Raw genomic sequence first — 15382 nt, forward strand, 5'->3', positions numbered from 1 at the left:
CCTGTTCTGGGATTAGTGCTGTTCGATCAGTTCATCCAGCTTTTTCTGGCTCGCTTGCAGCGTGGTTGAGAGATCGGCTTTCCCCACGGTGACGTTATGCACCATTGAACTCACCACACCAGAGCCCGTGACATCGCCCATGCGGGTAAAGTTTTTGTCCCCTACCGCACCAAAGACCTGAATGTTTGGCAGTTCGCTAATCAACTGATTCGGCAAGTCTCCCAGCGCCTTAATCACATCGTTATCTTTCCAGGTGGCAGTCGTCACAACCGCTTTGTTCACCGGCAGCGCCGCGCCTGGTGACATCATCACCCAGTCGGCAATGTTGTCTGCCTGCTCCATAAAGGTGACAAATTTTTCCGCCGCTTCCGTCTCTTCGCTGTTTTGCCCGGCGGTAATGGTCAGCGAGGTCAACATGCCGTAGACCGCCGAGTTTTTCTCGGTTGGCACCACGAAACCGACATTTTTCGGGTCACCTTCTTTAATTACAGCCGGAAGGATATAGGTGGAGTAAATCGCCATCGGCGCGGTGCCGTTCATAAAGGCGTCTTTCACTTCCATAATGTCGTTAGAACCCGGCATGGTGTTGGCAGCAAGGTCGCGGTAATAGGTCAGCGCCTGCATCATCTCCGGCGTATCAAGAGTGATTTTGCCTTCGGCGTTAAAAACGTTGGCCTGATTGGATAACGCAAACTGAGAGAACGATTGTTCCGTCAGTACGCTTTCTGCCGTCGGCAGTGCAATACCGTATTTTTTATTCGCCGGATCGTTCAGTTTCTGTGCGACATCCAGCAACTGTTGCCAGTTTTTCGGCTCATCCAGCCCGGCTTTTGCCAGCACATCTTTGCGATACCAGATACCGCCAATCCATGCGCTGACAGGAACCCCAGTCCAGGCGCTACCATCTTCGGTGCGCACAATCCGCAGAACGCCGTCATAAAACGCGCCTTCACCGACATTACTGATGACCGTAGCAACCGCTTTGCGATCGATAAGCTGTTCTTTGTCCATCACTTTGGCGTAGTCATGGCTGGTTTCGATCACTTCCGGCAGCGAGCCGCTACGGGAAAGGGTGATGACTTTGGTGTTATAGGCATCTTCTTCCACCGGCACCTGTTTAACAGTGATGCCTGGGTTTTCTTTTTCAAAACGCGCAATTAACTGACTAATTACCGCCTGGCGTTCCTGTTCCACCGAAGAATGCATAAACTCGATGGAGACATTCGTTTTATTTTCTTCTTTACAGCCTGAAATCAGGGCGCAGGAAACCAGTGCTGATAACAGCACGATTTTTGATTTAATCATGAGATGTTCCTTTTTATTTAATCCACATAACCTGCCAGGGGCGCAGCGTTATTTCATTACCCACTATATCAACTTCACTAATCAGATCCCGACCGTGCAGGTCAGTAATATTTATATGCTGAATATTTTCACTGACATTAAACAAACCCGTCAGACAATTACCATCCGCGTTGCTTCTTTGAATACGCATTACGGATGAATTAACCGTATCGATGGTAAAATCATTATCTGGATGAAACTCGTTATGACTGCGACGAATTTTAATTAGTCGCGACAATTCATGATATACCGCGTGCCTTAACGTCGCTTTATTGTTCAGTTCGGTCGTGATCTCTTCGCTGGTGTATTTTTTACGGTTAATCGCACGGTTATATCCCAGTTTTTCGACACCTGCGTAATCATTACGCGAGCCCAGAATACTTTGAATATATATCGCTGGCACACCGGGGAAAATTAACAAAATCGCATGGGCAAGGATAAACCTGGCGCAACGTTCTTCATCGCTACTCTCGCGGCGGCTTAACGCATCCATATAAGTGACATTCATTTCATACGGACTGCGCGTACCATCGGGATTATTTTTCCAGTTTACTAATGCCCCTTCCTGCTGTAATGCCTCGACCAGCGCTAATATTTCGCTTTCGGGTAGCAAGCCACGCAGTGGGTTAAGCCCGATGCCATCGTGAGAGGCGAGGAAGTTAAACCAGGTGGTGTTGCTGGAAGGTAGTGTCAGGTTTTGCGCCCACGCACAAAGCGCCTCAACGTTCTGTTTTTGCACCGCATGCAGCACCAGCGGCGGCAGCGAGAACTGGTACACCATATGCGCTTCGTCATCACCGTTTCCAAAGTAAGCAATGTTGTCTTTGTGCGGAACATTGGTCTCGGTAATGATCACTGTACCTGGTGCTACGTCATCAATAATCGACCGTAACAGCTTGATAATCAGATGTGTTTTTACCAGATGGATGCAGCTTGTTCCCGGCTCTTTCCACATAAAGCCAACGGCATCCAGGCGGACATACTCAGCACCTTTCTCAAGGTAACACAGTAAAACATCCACCATCGCCAGTAACACTTCAGGGCTACGGTAATTCAGGTCAATTTGATCGTCGCTAAAGGTGGTCCATAAATGGCGCGTTGAATGATCGCGCATCTGGAATGGCGTTAATAACGGTAACGCACGCGGGCGAGTGACGGCGCTGAGATCGGTTTGCGGGTCAACGGCAATAAAAAAATCTTCAAAGCCTGGCTGCTGCTGTAAATAGTTTTTAAACCATTCACTTTTTGCCGACATATGGTTGCAGACAAAATCAAACATTAAATGACTGCATTCACCGAGTTGCTGAATATCCTGCCACTCCCCCGCTTCACTGGCGACCTGATGATAATCAATTACCGAAAAGCCATCATCAGATGACCATGGATAAAACGGCAACAAATGAACATGTGAAAAAATGCTTTGCAGCCAGTGATGGTAAAACTGATTAAATGTGGGTAGTGGTTTTAAATCATTACTGTGAAATTGATCGGCATAGGTAATTAACACGACATCACTTTCATCCCAGTGTTTTTTACGTCGCTGTGTAATTAATCTTTTCGCACTCTCAAGACGCGTTACAAGTTTCTGTAAATGAGTCGCGGTAAATGTTCCACCGTAGATTTCGTCCAGGTAATCCGTAATTTTCTGTTTCATGTTGCCTTTCCGTGGTAGCGGTCCCATGAGACGAGAGACTACTCCGCAGAAAATAAACTGTCAATTGAACACAAGGGTTTTAGTCACGCAGGAAATCATTTTTTACCAAGGAAAAAGCGTATTTGTGAGCTGACGCAAATAATCTATGGGGATGTAAATAAGGTGTGACAGAAAAAGTAAACGGCGCATAAGCGCCGCTTAGGGTGGATTCTTTTAACCTTTGACTTTCGGCATTGCGATGTCTTTCAGGCCGCCAGCGTTCTCAACGTGGGTATATCCCATCTCGCTAAGGATCTCTTTTGCCTGTCCTGACTGGCGTCCGGCATTGCAATACACTTTCACGGTGTCGTTTTTATCCGGAACGGCGGTGGCAATGCGCTCTTTCACTTCCTTCAGGGGAATATTGATGGCTCCCTGAACGTGCTCTTGCTGATACTGCTCTGGAACACGAACATCGATCCAGTGTTCAGCGGCGAAAACGGGCAGTGAAAACACCAGTGTCAGAGCAAGTAAGCCTTTTTTAAACATGTAAGCGTCCTTCTATGGATGAAAATTGCCATCCATAATACGCCTTAGCTTTAACAATTTTTGCGAAACTCCCCTCACCTTTTATAACGCTGCGCCAGTTTATTGGCAGCCCGACTTAACAGCGGTTTCAGCGCCACGGCCAGCAACATTTTCAGCGGTCGGCGAGCAACTGATTTTATCGCCCAGCCAGCTACACCTGCCGGGCCATAGCGCAGTGCGGTAAGAAGTACCAGCTTGCCTGCTAATTTGAAACCAGGCTTCACCTTTTGCCCGGCCTGTTGCCAGCGAGTATTCATAACTTTCCTCACAGTTGACGGAAACGGCTACGTAACGTAAAAGTATCGGAAGTGACATAACGTTCCATCTCGCGTAAACGCGTTTCACTTGCCGCCAGTTCACGGTCGACATCATCCAGCAATTCGCTGCTGGAAGGTAGCTGCTCACCAAAGGCCATGTTGTCCGGCATTGGATCAAGCGCAAATGACAAAATGATGTAAGCAACCAGGGTAAACAGCGCCAGGCCGAAGAAAATCGACAGCACCACCAGGATACGTACCAGTTTTACCGGTACATCAAAATAGTTGGCAATCCCGGCGCAGACGCCACGTACCATGCCCTGCTGTGGAATACGCCATAATTTTTTATTGAGATTAATACCCGCCATTAGCGATCCCTCCAGTTCGGATGTTCTGCATCAAGAATGGATTCCAGTGCCTGAATACGTTCGCGCATCCGTTTTGCTTCATCAGCCAGTTGCGCTAATCGTTGCTGCTCACTTTGCGACAATTCACCGCGACCGGAACGATTGCTGTAATGCAGCCATAACCAGATCGGTAAAACAAACAGCACAAAAATGGTTAACGGAATAGCCAGAAATAGCGCGCTCATAAGGACTCCTTAGACGATGAGCGGCGGCGCGTTCGGACGCCGCCTGGATGTTATTATTGATTGTCTTGCTTCATTTTGGCTTTTAATTGTGCCAGTTGCTCGCTGATTGCATCATCGGCTTTCAGTTCGGCAAACTGATCGTCCAGCGATTTTTGTTTACCGAAGCTGTGGCTTTCTGCTTCCGCTTCCATCTGGTCAATTCGACGTTCGAAAGATTCGAAACGAGCCATTGCTTCATCCAGTTTGCCACTGTCCAGTTGACGACGCACATCGCGCGACGAGTTTGCCGCCTGATGGCGTAACATCAATGCCTGCTGGCGAGCGCGTGTTTCACTCAATTTGTTTTCCAGCTCGCCGATCTCTTTCTTCATACGCACCAGCGTATCGTCCACCAGCGTCACTTCATGTTCCAGGCTCTTAATCAGATCGGTCAGTTTCTGTTTTTCAATTAACGCCGCACGCGCCAGATCTTCTCTCTCTTTCAGCAGCGCCAGTTCGGCTTTTTCCTGCCATTCAACTTCACGCGCCGACGCTTGTTCAATACGGCGAGTCAGCTGTTTCTTTTCTGCCAGCGCACGCGCCGAAGTAGAACGTACTTCAACCAGTGTATCTTCCATCTCCTGGATCATCAGACGCACCAGTTTCTGTGGATCTTCCGCTTTCTCTAACAGAGCGTTGATGTTGGCATTCACGATGTCGGCAAAGCGAGAAAAAATACCCATAATGTTGTCCTCTTGATTTCTGCGTTCAGGATTGTCCTGCTGAACTATTAATACAATTTGCGTGCCAATTTTTTATCTTTTTGATTTATAAAGATCTGATTGAAGAATCAACAGCAACATGCCAGGATGAGTTAGCGAATTACACTAACAAGTGGCGAATTTCATCATGGCAGAATACAAAGATAATTTACTCGGTGAGGCGAACAGCTTTCTCGAAGTGCTGGAACAGGTTTCGCATCTCGCACCGCTGGACAAACCGGTGCTCATCATCGGCGAGCGCGGCACAGGTAAAGAGCTGATTGCCAGTCGTCTGCATTATCTCTCCTCCCGTTGGCAGGGGCCGTTTATTTCCCTTAACTGCGCGGCGTTAAATGAAAATCTGCTGGATTCCGAACTGTTTGGTCACGAAGCGGGCGCGTTTACCGGTGCGCAAAAACGTCATCCAGGGAGATTTGAACGTGCCGACGGCGGTACGCTATTTCTTGATGAACTCGCTACGGCACCGATGATGGTACAGGAGAAATTATTGCGCGTGATTGAGTACGGTGAACTGGAGCGCGTTGGCGGCAGCCAGCCATTGCAGGTGAATGTGCGGTTGGTATGCGCGACGAATGCCGATCTCCCGGCGATGGTCAATGAAGGGACTTTTCGCGCTGACCTGCTCGACCGGCTGGCTTTCGATGTAGTGCAACTGCCGCCCCTGCGCGAGCGCGAAAGCGACATTATGCTGATGGCAGAACACTTTGCCATTCAGATGTGTCGGGAAATCAAGCTGCCTCTGTTCCCGGGTTTTACCGAGCGCGCCAGAGAAACATTGCTGAATTATCGCTGGCCGGGAAATATTCGTGAATTGAAAAACGTGGTGGAACGTTCGGTGTATCGCCACGGCACCAGCGATTATCCGCTTGATGACATTATTATTGATCCCTTTAAACGGCGTCCACCTGAAGAACCCATCGCCGTTCCAGAAAACACTTCACTTCCGACGCTGCCACTGGATTTACGTGAGTTTCAGATGCAGCAGGAAAAAGAGTTGCTGCTACTCAGTTTGCAACAAGGGAAATATAACCAGAAGCGCGCGGCTGAATTACTGGGGTTAACCTATCATCAGTTCCGCGCGTTGTTGAAAAAGCACCAGATTTAGCGAAGTTGGGCAATACAACTTGCCGGATGCGGCGTGAACGCCTTATCCGGCATACATAATCAATACGTCGTTTGCAGGCCTGATAAGCGCAGCGCATCAGACATTATTGCGTTGGGCTATTAATCGCTCAGCGCATCCTGCAATATTTTCATTGCCGCATCGAATTGCGCATCCGGGATGGTCAGCGGATACAGGAAGCGAATCACGTTGCCGTATGCGCCACAGGTCAGCAGGAGCAGCCCCTGTGCCAGCGCGCGTTGCTGGATTTTCTGTGCAATCGCCGCTGACGGCTCGCCCGTTTGCGGATCGTTAAACTCTGCCGCAATCATCGACCCCAGACCGCGTACCGCCGCGATGGCCGGAACGCTTTCTTTGGCATCTATCAGCGTTTGCGTCAGGCGCTGGCCCAGTTGATTAGCGCGTTCACAGAGTGATTCTTTGTCGATAATGTTGAGCACCGCGTGCGCGGCAGCCACCGCCAGCGGGTTCCCGGCGTAGGTACCACCAAGCCCGCCCGGCGCGGGCGCGTCCATAATATTCGCGTTACCGACCACGCCCGAAAGCGGCATCCCGCCCGCGAGGCTTTTCGCCATCGTCATTAAGTCCGGCTTATCGGCGTAGTGATCCATGGCAAACAGTTTACCGGTACGCGCAAAGCCGCTTTGCACTTCATCGGCAATCATCACAATACCGTGCTCGTCGCACAGGCGGCGAATGGCGGCAACCAGCTCTTTTGGCGCAACGTTGAAACCGCCTTCGCCCTGCACCGGTTCGAAAATAATCGCCGCCACCTGCTTCGCTTCAATGTCCGATTTAAACAAGCGTTCGATGGCATCGAGGGAGTCCTGCGTTGAAACGCCATGTAAATCTGACGGATAAGGTACGTGATACACCGAACCGGGGAACGGGCCGAAGCCGATTTTGTACGGCGCGACCTTTCCGGTCAGCGCCATGGTCATATATGTACGACCGTGGAAGCCGCCGCTAAACGCAATCACGCCAGGGCGTCCGGTATGGGCGCGGGCGATTTTCACCGCGTTCTCCACCGCTTCCGCACCGGTGGTGAAGAACGCAGTTTTAGCCTGCCCGCTCACCGGGGCAAGGGCGTTGATTTTCTCCGCCAGGGTGACGTAGCTTTCGTACGGCACAATCTGATACGCCGTGTGGGTAAACTGTTGCAATTGCTGCTCCACCGCCGCGACCAGATCAGGGTGGCGATGCCCGGTATTCAGCACCGCAATGCCTGCGGCGAAATCGATATATTCGTTGCCCTCTACATCCTTCAGCGTGGCGTTTTCTGCCGACTGGGCGAAGAAGTTACACATCACGCCAACCCCGCGTGGGGTAGCAGAAAGACGACGCTGATGGAATTCATTGTTGCTCATGTTTCACACCTTTTGACTCTTCACTGTTAATCGGAAATTAAACGCCCAGACGATCGCGCAGGCTGTAATAAGCCGCGCCCATCGCGGTAAATGGCACGCGCAGCGTGCGCCCGCCGGGGAACGGGTAATGCGGCAGATTGGCGAAGGCGTCGAAACGCTCGGCGTCGCCGCGCAGCAATTCAGCAATCAAACGCCCGGCAAGATGGGTACAGGTGACGCCGTGACCACTATATCCCTGCATGTAATAGATGTTGGTATCAAGGCGACCAAACTGCGGCATCCGTGACAAGGTCAGCAGGAAGTTGCCCGTCCAGCGGTAATCAATTTTCACGCCCTTCAACTGCGGGAAGGTTTTCAGCAGTTTCGGCACCACAAGACGCTCAACATCATCCGGGTCACGCGCGCCGTAGACCACGCCGCCGCCGTACAGCAGGCGGTTATCGGCAGTCAGGCGGTAGTAATCAAGAAGATAGTTACAGTCTTCCACACAGTAGTTTTTCGGGATCAGCGAACGGGCTAAATCTTCCGACAGCCGCTCGGTGGTGATCACCTGCGTGCCGCACGGCATGCTGCGTTTCGCCAGTTCCGGCTCTACTTTATCGCCCAGATACGCATTCCCGGCGACAATCACATACTTCGCCGTCACCTGACCATTGGCAGTCCGCACCACGGCTGGCGTGGTATGCTGGATCTGCGTCACGGCGGAAAGCTCATACACGCGCCCGCCGTTCAGGCGAATGGCATCGGCTTCACCAATGGCGAGGTTTAGCGGATGAATATGCCCACCGCTGTGATCCAGCAGCGCACCAGTGTAGCGATCGCTGGCGACCTCGAGGCGAATAGCGTTGGCGTCCAGCAGCTCCAGCTGTTTATTGCCGTAGCGTTCCCAGTTCTCTTTCTGCTCTTCGAGTGTGGCGAGTTGTTTATCATTCATCGCTACAAACAGGCCGCCGGGGCGGTAGTCGCAGTCAATCTGATAACGTTTGATACGTTCGCGGATGATCTCCCCGCCCTCAAACATCATGCTGCCGAGCATACGGGCGGTATCCATGCCGTAGCTTTTTTCGATAACGTCGATGTCGCGGCTGTAGGAGTTCACAAGCTGCCCGCCGTTGCGTCCGCTTGCGCCGAAGCCGATGCGTGAGGCTTCAAGAACCACCACGTCAAAGCCCGCTTCCGCCAGATGCAGCGCGGAGGAAAGCCCGGTATAGCCGCCGCCGACCACGCAAACGTCGCAGGAAATCGACTCATTCAGCGTGTCGAATGGCGCGTATTTATTCGCACTGGCGGCGTAATAACTGCTGGTATGTTCGGTCATTTCAGGCCTCCAGGCTTATCCAGATGGTTTTCAGTTCGGTGAATTTTTCAAGGGCGTGCAGGGATTTGTCGCGACCGTTGCCGCTCTGCTTATAGCCGCCAAACGGCACGGTCATATCACCGTCGTTGTAGTTATTGACGAAGACGGAACCGGCTTTCAGGCGGCGACTCATGCGGTGCGCGCGGGAGAGGTCGCGTGTCCATACCGCCGCGCCAAGTCCGTACTGGCTGTCGTTGGCAAGCTGTAGCGCCTGCTCTTCTGATGTGAAACGCGTGACCACCAGCACCGGGCCGAAAATCTCTTCGCGGCTTAAGGACGCATTCGGGTCGACATCCACAAAGATGGTCGGGCCGATGGCCGCAGCCAGTTTGGCATTACGACCATCCAGCAGCAGTTGCCCTTTACCTTCGCCTTCGCGAATAAAGCTATGCACCGAGTCAGCGTGGGCGCAGTCGATTAAGGTGCCCATGGTGGTTGCGGGATCAAGTGGATGGCCCGGCTGCCAGTTTTGCGCCTGCTGTTTTAACAGGGCTAAGAACTCATCGGCAATGCTCTCTTCCAGCAACAAACGCGTTCCGGCGATGCACACCTGGCCCTGGTTATAAAATATGCCCGCGGCGGTGGCGTTCGCCGCTTTTTGCAAATCCGGGCAGTCAGCGAAAACGATGTTGGCGCTTTTGCCGCCCGCTTCCAGCCAGACGCGTTTCATGTTGCTGTCGCCTGCATCTTTCAGCAGCTGTTTCCCGGTGCGGGTCGAGCCGGTAAAGGCGATAACGTCGATATCGTTATGACGCGACAGCGCCTGGCCCGCTTCATGACCAAAACCCGTCACCACGTTCAGCACACCATCCGGCAGACCTGCTTCTTTCGCCAGCCCGGCGAGACGAATCGCGCTAAGCGGTGATTTTTCAGACGGTTTTAGAATCACGCTGTTTCCCGCCGCCAGCGCCGGGCCGAGTTTCCAGCAGGTCAGCAGCAACGGGAAGTTCCACGGTACAATGGCAGCAATCACGCCCACCGGTTCACGCACGATCATCGCCAAGTCATTGCTACTGGTGGTCGCCACTTCGCCATACACTTTGTCGATTGCTTCGGCGTACCAGCGAATGGCGCGCGCCGCGCCGGGAATATCATCACGCAGGCTGTGACGAATCGGTTTGCCGGTATCGAGGGTTTCCAGCAGCGCCAGCTCTTCGGCGTGGGCTTCCATTAAATCAGCGAGTTTATTCAGCACCGCTTTACGTTTTGCCGGGGCAGCCTGCGACCAGTCGCCGCGTTCAAATACGCCGCGTGCTGCGCTCACCGCACGGTCGATATCGACGCTCTTGCCGCGGGCAATTTTCGCCAGCGGTGCCTGGGTGACCGGATCAACGGTTTCAAAAGTTTCATTTTCCGCCGCAGCAGTATATTCACCGTTAATAAATAAGCGGGTTTCAATGGCGAGACTTAACGCTTTATCCTGCCAGTAAGCCAGATGATGAAAATTCATTATGACTCCTGTTTCACGTGTATCAGATATATGCAGTTTGTGAACGTCAGGGCGCAGAGATCCCCGGGCCGCATGCCCGCTTATTTCTGGCGACATTCTTTATGGATTGCCGGGCGCATTGCGCTTACCCGGCTTACAGAACAAAAAGATTAAAACGTGGTGGGCGTATGGGCGCTGATAATTCGGCAAATACCTGCCGACGTATTACTGAAACTGTGCGGGATGCCGGTATTAATGGCATAACTTTGCCCCGCGACGAGGTGGTAATCCTGACCATTAATCGTCAGAACAATTTCACCTTCCAGTACAGTGCCTATTTCCTCACCCTGATGCTTAATTCTTTCCCCAGTGGTTGTGCCCGGCTGGTAAGTTTCAAAGATCATCGCCAGCGTGCGATTCGGGTTACCGTTATGAACCAGCTTCATTGACACACCCTGACTGCCCATCTCAATTAAGTCGTCCTGATTAATGACGACCTGTGGCTCATCAGGTTTTTCCGGCTCGGAAAAGAATTCCGAGAGTGACAGACCATACACCTTCAGCAGCTTTTGTAGCGTACTGATGGCAGGGCTGACTTTATCCTGTTCTATCGTACTGATAGCACTGTGAGTCAGCCCGGAGAGTTCGGCGGCACGACGTTGTGAAAGCCCCTGCTGCTGGCGGATTTCCGACAAGCGTTTTCCTGGCGCCAGTCCCTCATCACTCATATTTGCATTTCCTTAAACTGTAGTGGTCAGAGTCGCTGTTTTTCAGCGATATGGTGCTGACAAGCGGTGATAAAGCCCTCGAACAATATACGCGAAAGCGCGTACTCGCTACTGTTCCATTCCGGGTGCCACTGTACGCCCAGCGCAAAAGGATGATTGATGACGCTAACCGCCTCAACTAAGCCATCCGGCGAGCGAGCTTCAACACGCAACCGTGGGCTAACGACCTTCGCCCCTTGTCCATGCAGAGAGTTTACCCAAAAGTTGCTACATTCAGGTAACAGTGCGGACAGCAATCCCCCCTCTTCAACCTGAACTTCATGCGACGGTGCATATTGCTGTTCCACCGGCAGTTCGGGATCTTCCCGATGTTCCAGCAATTCAGGCTGTTCGCACAGCTTGCGATGCAACGAACCACCGGTTGCCACCACCAGTTCCTGTAAACCCCGGCAGATGGCGAAAATGGGGATGCGCCTTTCGAGTGCGGCATTAATTAACGCCATGCTCAGAAGATCACGCCCGGGATCGGCGTCAGGCTCATCGCCGTTTTCACCATATAGGTGCGGCTGCACATTGCTGGGACTACCAGGAAGATAAATACCATCGAGTTTCGGCAAAAGTTGTTCAAGTAATGACGGTTCCGCCAGCGCATGTGGCAGCGCAATTGGCAAGCCGCCTGCGTGGATGATGGCATTCAGGTACTTTTCTTGCAGAGTCTGGGTCGCATGACCCTTAAGCCTGTTCCTGCACATTACGACACCGATAACCGGATTGTTCATTATATTTTCCATGCTCAATCTCACAAAGTGGACTAAATTATCGCCATTACTGCGCTTTAAATGACCTTTATGTTCAATATTTTTTCAATCTAGCAGCGGGTTTTCATTTTTGCAAACTCAATTTAACATTTGACAAACATTTAGTTTGCATACAGATTCGAATGGTGGTCATTATATTTTACGCTTTGATAACGAGCGGAAAACAAACCAAAGGCGAAGAATCATGGAAACCAATATCGTTGAAGTAGAGAACTTTGTTCAGCAGTCAGAAGAGAGGCGGGGTAGCGCCTTTACGCAGGAAGTGAAACGCTACCTGGAGCGCTACCCGAATACGCAATATGTTGATGTTTTACTTACCGATCTGAATGGTTGTTTTCGTGGGAAACGTATTCCTGTTTCAAGCCTGAAGAAGCTCGAGAAAGGGTGTTATTTCCCGGCCTCGGTGTTTGCAATGGATATTCTGGGCAACGTAGTAGAAGAAGCGGGCCTGGGTCAGGAAATGGGCGAGCCGGATCGTACCTGTGTTCCTGTTCTCGGTTCCTTAACCCCATCTGCTGCAGATCCTGAGTTTATCGGTCAGATGCTCCTGACCATGGTCGATGAAGATGGCGCTCCCTTTGACGTTGAGCCGCGGAACGTTCTTAACCGCCTGTGGCAGCAGCTACGCCAGCGCGGATTGTTCCCGGTTGTAGCGGTAGAGCTGGAGTTCTATTTACTGGATCGCCAGCGCGACGCTGAAGGGTATCTGCAACCGCCCTGCGCGCCCGGCACCGATGACCGCAATACACAAAGTCAGGTTTACTCCGTTGATAACCTCAACCACTTCGCCGACGTGCTCAATGATATTGATGAGCTGGCGCAGTTACAGCTGATTCCGGCAGATGGCGCGGTCGCCGAGGCCTCGCCAGGTCAGTTTGAAATCAATCTTTACCATACCGATAACGTGCTGGAAGCTTGCGATGATGCGCTGGCACTAAAACGCCTGGTGCGTCTGATGGCAGAAAAGCATAAGATGCACGCCACTTTTATGGCGAAGCCGTATGAAGAGCACGCGGGCAGCGGGATGCATATCCATATCAGTATGCAAAATAATCGTGGCGAGAACGTGCTTTCTGACGCGGAAGGCGAAGATTCGCCGCTGCTGAAAAAGATGCTCGCCGGGATGATTGACCTGATGCCGTCATCAATGGCGTTGCTGGCACCAAACGTGAACTCGTATCGCCGCTTCCAGCCGGGGATGTATGTACCGACGCAGGCGTCGTGGGGCCATAACAACCGCACCGTCGCCCTGCGTATTCCCTGCGGCGATCGCCATAATCACCGCGTGGAATATCGCGTGGCGGGTGCCGATGCCAACCCGTATTTGGTGATGGCAGCGATTTTTGCCGGTATTTTGCATGGCCTTGATAACGAACTGCCATTACAGGAAGAAGTCGAAGGCAACGGGCTGGAACAGGAAGGCTTACCCTTCCCGATTCGCCAGAGCGATGCCCTGGGTGAGTTTATCGAGAACGATCATCTACGCCGCTATTTAGGTGATCGCTTCTGCCATGTGTATCACGCCTGTAAAAATGATGAACTGTTGCAGTTTGAGCGCCTCATCACAGAAACAGAAATTGAGTGGATGTTGAAAAACGCATAGTACCCCTTGCGGGGTTGTTTCATCGGCCTGAGCGGAGCCAGGCCTGACATTTGCTGGTAATCCAGACATTTCCCGGATGTCGCGTTATGGAGCGCAGGCGGCAACGGGCTTCCGTTAACGATTAAGACTGTGACGAGGAAATGAGATGATGCCGATGATTAAATCCCCGCATGGCGAGGGAGGCTGCGTGTGCGCCCTCCCTGCGACTGACTTGACTCCGCCCCCTTTGCTTCCCTTGCTAAACAGGTTTGATTTCAGGTCGACACGACCGCAAACCTTATTACGCAGGGGAGGCAACAATTATGGCTATTAATTCACCACTGAACATTGCTGCGCAACCCGGCAAAACCCGTCTGCGAAAATCACTGAAATTGTGGCAGGTAGTGATGATGGGGCTTGCCTATCTCACACCGATGACCGTGTTCGATACCTTTGGCATTGTGTCCGGCATCAGCGACGGCCACGTTCCGGCATCCTATTTGCTGGCGCTGGCGGGCGTGCTGTTTACCGCGATCAGCTACGGTAAGCTGGTTCGCCAGTTCCCGGAGGCAGGCTCGGCCTATACCTACGCGCAAAAATCGATTAGCCCGCATGTCGGCTTTATGGTCGGCTGGTCATCGCTGCTGGATTATCTCTTTTTGCCGATGATCAACGTTTTGTTGGCGAAAATCTATCTCTCCGCCCTCTTCCCGGAAGTGCCGCCGTGGGTGTGGGTGGTAACCTTCGTCGCCATTTTAACCGCCGCGAATCTGAAGAGCGTCAACCTGGTCGCTAACTTCAATACCTTGTTTGTACTGGTGCAAATCTCCATCATGGTGGTGTTTATCTTCCTGGTGGTTCAGGGACTACATAAAGGAGAAGGCGTTGGCACCGTCTGGTCACTTCAGCCGTTTATCAGCGAGAACGCGCACCTGATCCCGATTATTACCGGGGCGACGATTGTCTGTTTCTCGTTCCTCGGTTTCGATGCGGTGACCACGCTTTCGGAAGAGACGCCGGACGCCGCACGCGTGATCCCGAAAGCCATCTTCCTGACGGCGGTATACGGCGGCGTTATCTTTATCGCGGCGTCGTTCTTTATGCAGCTGTTCTTCCCGGATATCAGCCGCTTTAAAGATCCGGACGCCGCACTGCCGGAAATCGCACTGTACGTTGGCGGCAAGTTGTTCCAGTCGATTTTCCTCTGCACGACGTTTGTGAACACGTTAGCGTCTGGCCTGGCGTCACATGCCAGCGTGTCGCGTCTGCTGTATGTGATGGGGCGTGACAATGTGTTTCCGGAGCGCGTGTTTGGCTATGTGCACCCAAAATGGCGGACTCCGGCACTGAACGTCATTATGGTCGGGATTGTCGCGTTGTCAGCGCTGTTCTTTGATTTAGTCACCGCGACAGCATTGATTAACTTCGGTGCTCTGGTGGCGTTTACCTTCGTTAACCTGTCGGTGTTTAATCATTTCTGGCGGCGTAAAGGAATGAATAAAAGCTGGAAGGAACACTTTCACTATTTGCTGATGCCGCTGGTTGGCGCGCTGACGGTGGGTGTGCTGTGGGTTAACCTCGAGTCAACGTCACTGACACTCGGTCTGGTATGGGCTTCATTAGGCGGCGCATATTTGTGGTATCTGATCCGCCGCTATCGCAAAGTGCCGTTGTATGATGGTGACAGAACGCCGGTGAGCGAAACGTAATAGTCGGATGCGCGGCGCATTATCCTGCCTGAGGGTAATGCGCCGCGCCATTAACTATAAAAAGATGTATGACCCGGATCACGAGTGCTATCAT

Annotated in this window: 16 protein-coding genes; 4 read left to right on the plus strand and 12 right to left on the minus strand. The window is 52.1% G+C overall.

From position 1 onward, the window contains the following. Nucleotides 1-12: 12 nt before the first annotated feature. The 7 genes from ATB02_RS05600 to pspA all read right to left on the minus strand — a co-directional run bounded on the left by ATB02_RS05600 (nt 13) and on the right by pspA (nt 5136). Entirely contained in the window at nt 13-1305 is a 1293-nt protein-coding gene (locus ATB02_RS05600) for an ABC transporter substrate-binding protein (RefSeq protein WP_105271227.1), read from the minus strand. Between the two features lie 13 nt (nt 1306-1318). Continuing rightward, nucleotides 1319-2998: a glucosylglycerate phosphorylase gene (gene ycjM / locus ATB02_RS05605; protein WP_105271228.1), complete on the minus strand. Its 1680-nt coding sequence runs from the start codon at nt 2996-2998 to the stop codon at nt 1319-1321. A 213-nt stretch (nt 2999-3211) separates the two neighbouring features. Next, entirely contained in the window at nt 3212-3526 is a 315-nt protein-coding gene (gene pspE, locus ATB02_RS05610; protein ID WP_000473128.1) for a thiosulfate sulfurtransferase PspE, read from the minus strand. A gap of 74 nt (nt 3527-3600) precedes the next feature. Next, complete coding sequence (gene pspD / locus ATB02_RS05615) at nt 3601-3822, minus strand: phage shock protein PspD (RefSeq protein WP_001299358.1); 222 nt, start codon at nt 3820-3822, stop codon at nt 3601-3603. A gap of 8 nt (nt 3823-3830) precedes the next feature. Then, on the minus strand, nt 3831-4190 hold the full coding sequence (gene pspC, locus ATB02_RS05620) for an envelope stress response membrane protein PspC (protein WP_000907386.1): 360 nt from the start codon (nt 4188-4190) through the stop codon (nt 3831-3833). Continuing rightward, on the minus strand, nt 4190-4414 hold the full coding sequence (gene pspB, locus ATB02_RS05625) for an envelope stress response membrane protein PspB (RefSeq protein WP_001274958.1): 225 nt from the start codon (nt 4412-4414) through the stop codon (nt 4190-4192). The genes pspC and pspB overlap by 1 nt, the downstream gene beginning before the upstream one ends. 53 nt (nt 4415-4467) lie before the next feature. Then, complete coding sequence (gene pspA, locus ATB02_RS05630) at nt 4468-5136, minus strand: phage shock protein PspA (protein ID WP_000511033.1); 669 nt, start codon at nt 5134-5136, stop codon at nt 4468-4470. A gap of 166 nt (nt 5137-5302) precedes the next feature. Here pspA and pspF point away from each other — a divergent pair, with 166 nt between their 5' ends. Then, nucleotides 5303-6280 (plus strand): phage shock protein operon transcriptional activator, encoded by a 978-nt coding sequence (gene pspF / locus ATB02_RS05635; RefSeq protein WP_032302985.1) that lies wholly within the window; start codon nt 5303-5305, stop codon nt 6278-6280. Nucleotides 6281-6399: 119 nt separating this feature from the next. Here the strand turns inward: pspF and puuE are convergent, their stop codons facing one another. From puuE to puuD, 5 genes are all read right to left on the minus strand, one after another. Continuing rightward, a complete protein-coding gene (gene puuE, locus ATB02_RS05640) occupies nt 6400-7665 on the minus strand; it encodes a 4-aminobutyrate transaminase (RefSeq protein ID WP_105271229.1) in 1266 nt (421 codons plus the stop codon). A 37-nt stretch (nt 7666-7702) separates the two neighbouring features. After that, nucleotides 7703-8983, minus strand: coding sequence for a gamma-glutamylputrescine oxidase (gene puuB, locus ATB02_RS05645; protein WP_105271230.1), 1281 nt, complete (start codon nt 8981-8983; stop codon nt 7703-7705). Between the two features lies 1 nt (nt 8984). Next, nucleotides 8985-10472, minus strand: coding sequence for an aldehyde dehydrogenase PuuC (gene puuC / locus ATB02_RS05650; RefSeq protein WP_105271231.1), 1488 nt, complete (start codon nt 10470-10472; stop codon nt 8985-8987). A gap of 149 nt (nt 10473-10621) precedes the next feature. Further along, entirely contained in the window at nt 10622-11179 is a 558-nt protein-coding gene (gene puuR / locus ATB02_RS05655) for an HTH-type transcriptional regulator PuuR (RefSeq protein ID WP_001278727.1), read from the minus strand. Nucleotides 11180-11205: 26 nt separating this feature from the next. Next, on the minus strand, nt 11206-11970 hold the full coding sequence (puuD, locus tag ATB02_RS05660) for a gamma-glutamyl-gamma-aminobutyrate hydrolase (RefSeq protein WP_001307158.1): 765 nt from the start codon (nt 11968-11970) through the stop codon (nt 11206-11208). Between the two features lie 211 nt (nt 11971-12181). On the opposite strand from puuD, the gene puuA reads away from it, so the two are divergent. From puuA to puuP, 3 genes are all read left to right on the plus strand, one after another. Continuing rightward, nucleotides 12182-13600 (plus strand): glutamate-putrescine ligase, encoded by a 1419-nt coding sequence (gene puuA / locus ATB02_RS05665; RefSeq protein ID WP_032184028.1) that lies wholly within the window; start codon nt 12182-12184, stop codon nt 13598-13600. A gap of 148 nt (nt 13601-13748) precedes the next feature. Continuing rightward, entirely contained in the window at nt 13749-13913 is a 165-nt protein-coding gene (locus ATB02_RS26040; protein ID WP_123059833.1) for a YmjE family protein, read from the plus strand. Further along, entirely contained in the window at nt 13903-15288 is a 1386-nt protein-coding gene (gene puuP, locus ATB02_RS05670; RefSeq protein WP_105271232.1) for a putrescine/proton symporter PuuP, read from the plus strand. Before ATB02_RS26040 ends, puuP begins: the two co-directional genes overlap by 11 nt. Nucleotides 15289-15382: the final 94 nt, after the last annotated feature.

Origin of the sequence: Escherichia sp. MOD1-EC5189 (assembly GCF_002966045.1) — a bacterium.
Lineage (GTDB): Bacteria > Pseudomonadota > Gammaproteobacteria > Enterobacterales > Enterobacteriaceae > Escherichia > Escherichia coli_F.

Excerpts from the sequence above, each read along its gene's own strand:
- pspC (WP_000907386.1), bottom strand. The coding sequence starts at position 4,190 with ATGGCGGGTATTAATCTCAATAAAAAATTATGGCGTATTCCACAGCAG.
- puuR (WP_001278727.1), bottom strand. The coding sequence starts at position 11,179 with ATGAGTGATGAGGGACTGGCGCCAGGAAAACGCTTGTCGGAAATCCGC.
- puuE (WP_105271229.1), bottom strand. The coding sequence starts at position 7,665 with ATGAGCAACAATGAATTCCATCAGCGTCGTCTTTCTGCTACCCCACGC.
- puuB (WP_105271230.1), bottom strand. The coding sequence starts at position 8,983 with ATGACCGAACATACCAGCAGTTATTACGCCGCCAGTGCGAATAAATAC.
- ycjM (WP_105271228.1), bottom strand. The coding sequence starts at position 2,998 with ATGAAACAGAAAATTACGGATTACCTGGACGAAATCTACGGTGGAACA.
- ATB02_RS05600 (WP_105271227.1), bottom strand. The coding sequence starts at position 1,305 with ATGATTAAATCAAAAATCGTGCTGTTATCAGCACTGGTTTCCTGCGCC.
- puuD (WP_001307158.1), bottom strand. The coding sequence starts at position 11,970 with ATGGAAAATATAATGAACAATCCGGTTATCGGTGTCGTAATGTGCAGG.
- ATB02_RS26040 (WP_123059833.1), top strand. The coding sequence starts at position 13,749 with ATGCCGATGATTAAATCCCCGCATGGCGAGGGAGGCTGCGTGTGCGCC.
- pspA (WP_000511033.1), bottom strand. The coding sequence starts at position 5,136 with ATGGGTATTTTTTCTCGCTTTGCCGACATCGTGAATGCCAACATCAAC.
- pspF (WP_032302985.1), top strand. The coding sequence starts at position 5,303 with ATGGCAGAATACAAAGATAATTTACTCGGTGAGGCGAACAGCTTTCTC.
- puuP (WP_105271232.1), top strand. The coding sequence starts at position 13,903 with ATGGCTATTAATTCACCACTGAACATTGCTGCGCAACCCGGCAAAACC.
- puuC (WP_105271231.1), bottom strand. The coding sequence starts at position 10,472 with ATGAATTTTCATCATCTGGCTTACTGGCAGGATAAAGCGTTAAGTCTC.
- pspB (WP_001274958.1), bottom strand. The coding sequence starts at position 4,414 with ATGAGCGCGCTATTTCTGGCTATTCCGTTAACCATTTTTGTGCTGTTT.
- pspD (WP_001299358.1), bottom strand. The coding sequence starts at position 3,822 with ATGAATACTCGCTGGCAACAGGCCGGGCAAAAGGTGAAGCCTGGTTTC.
- puuA (WP_032184028.1), top strand. The coding sequence starts at position 12,182 with ATGGAAACCAATATCGTTGAAGTAGAGAACTTTGTTCAGCAGTCAGAA.
- pspE (WP_000473128.1), bottom strand. The coding sequence starts at position 3,526 with ATGTTTAAAAAAGGCTTACTTGCTCTGACACTGGTGTTTTCACTGCCC.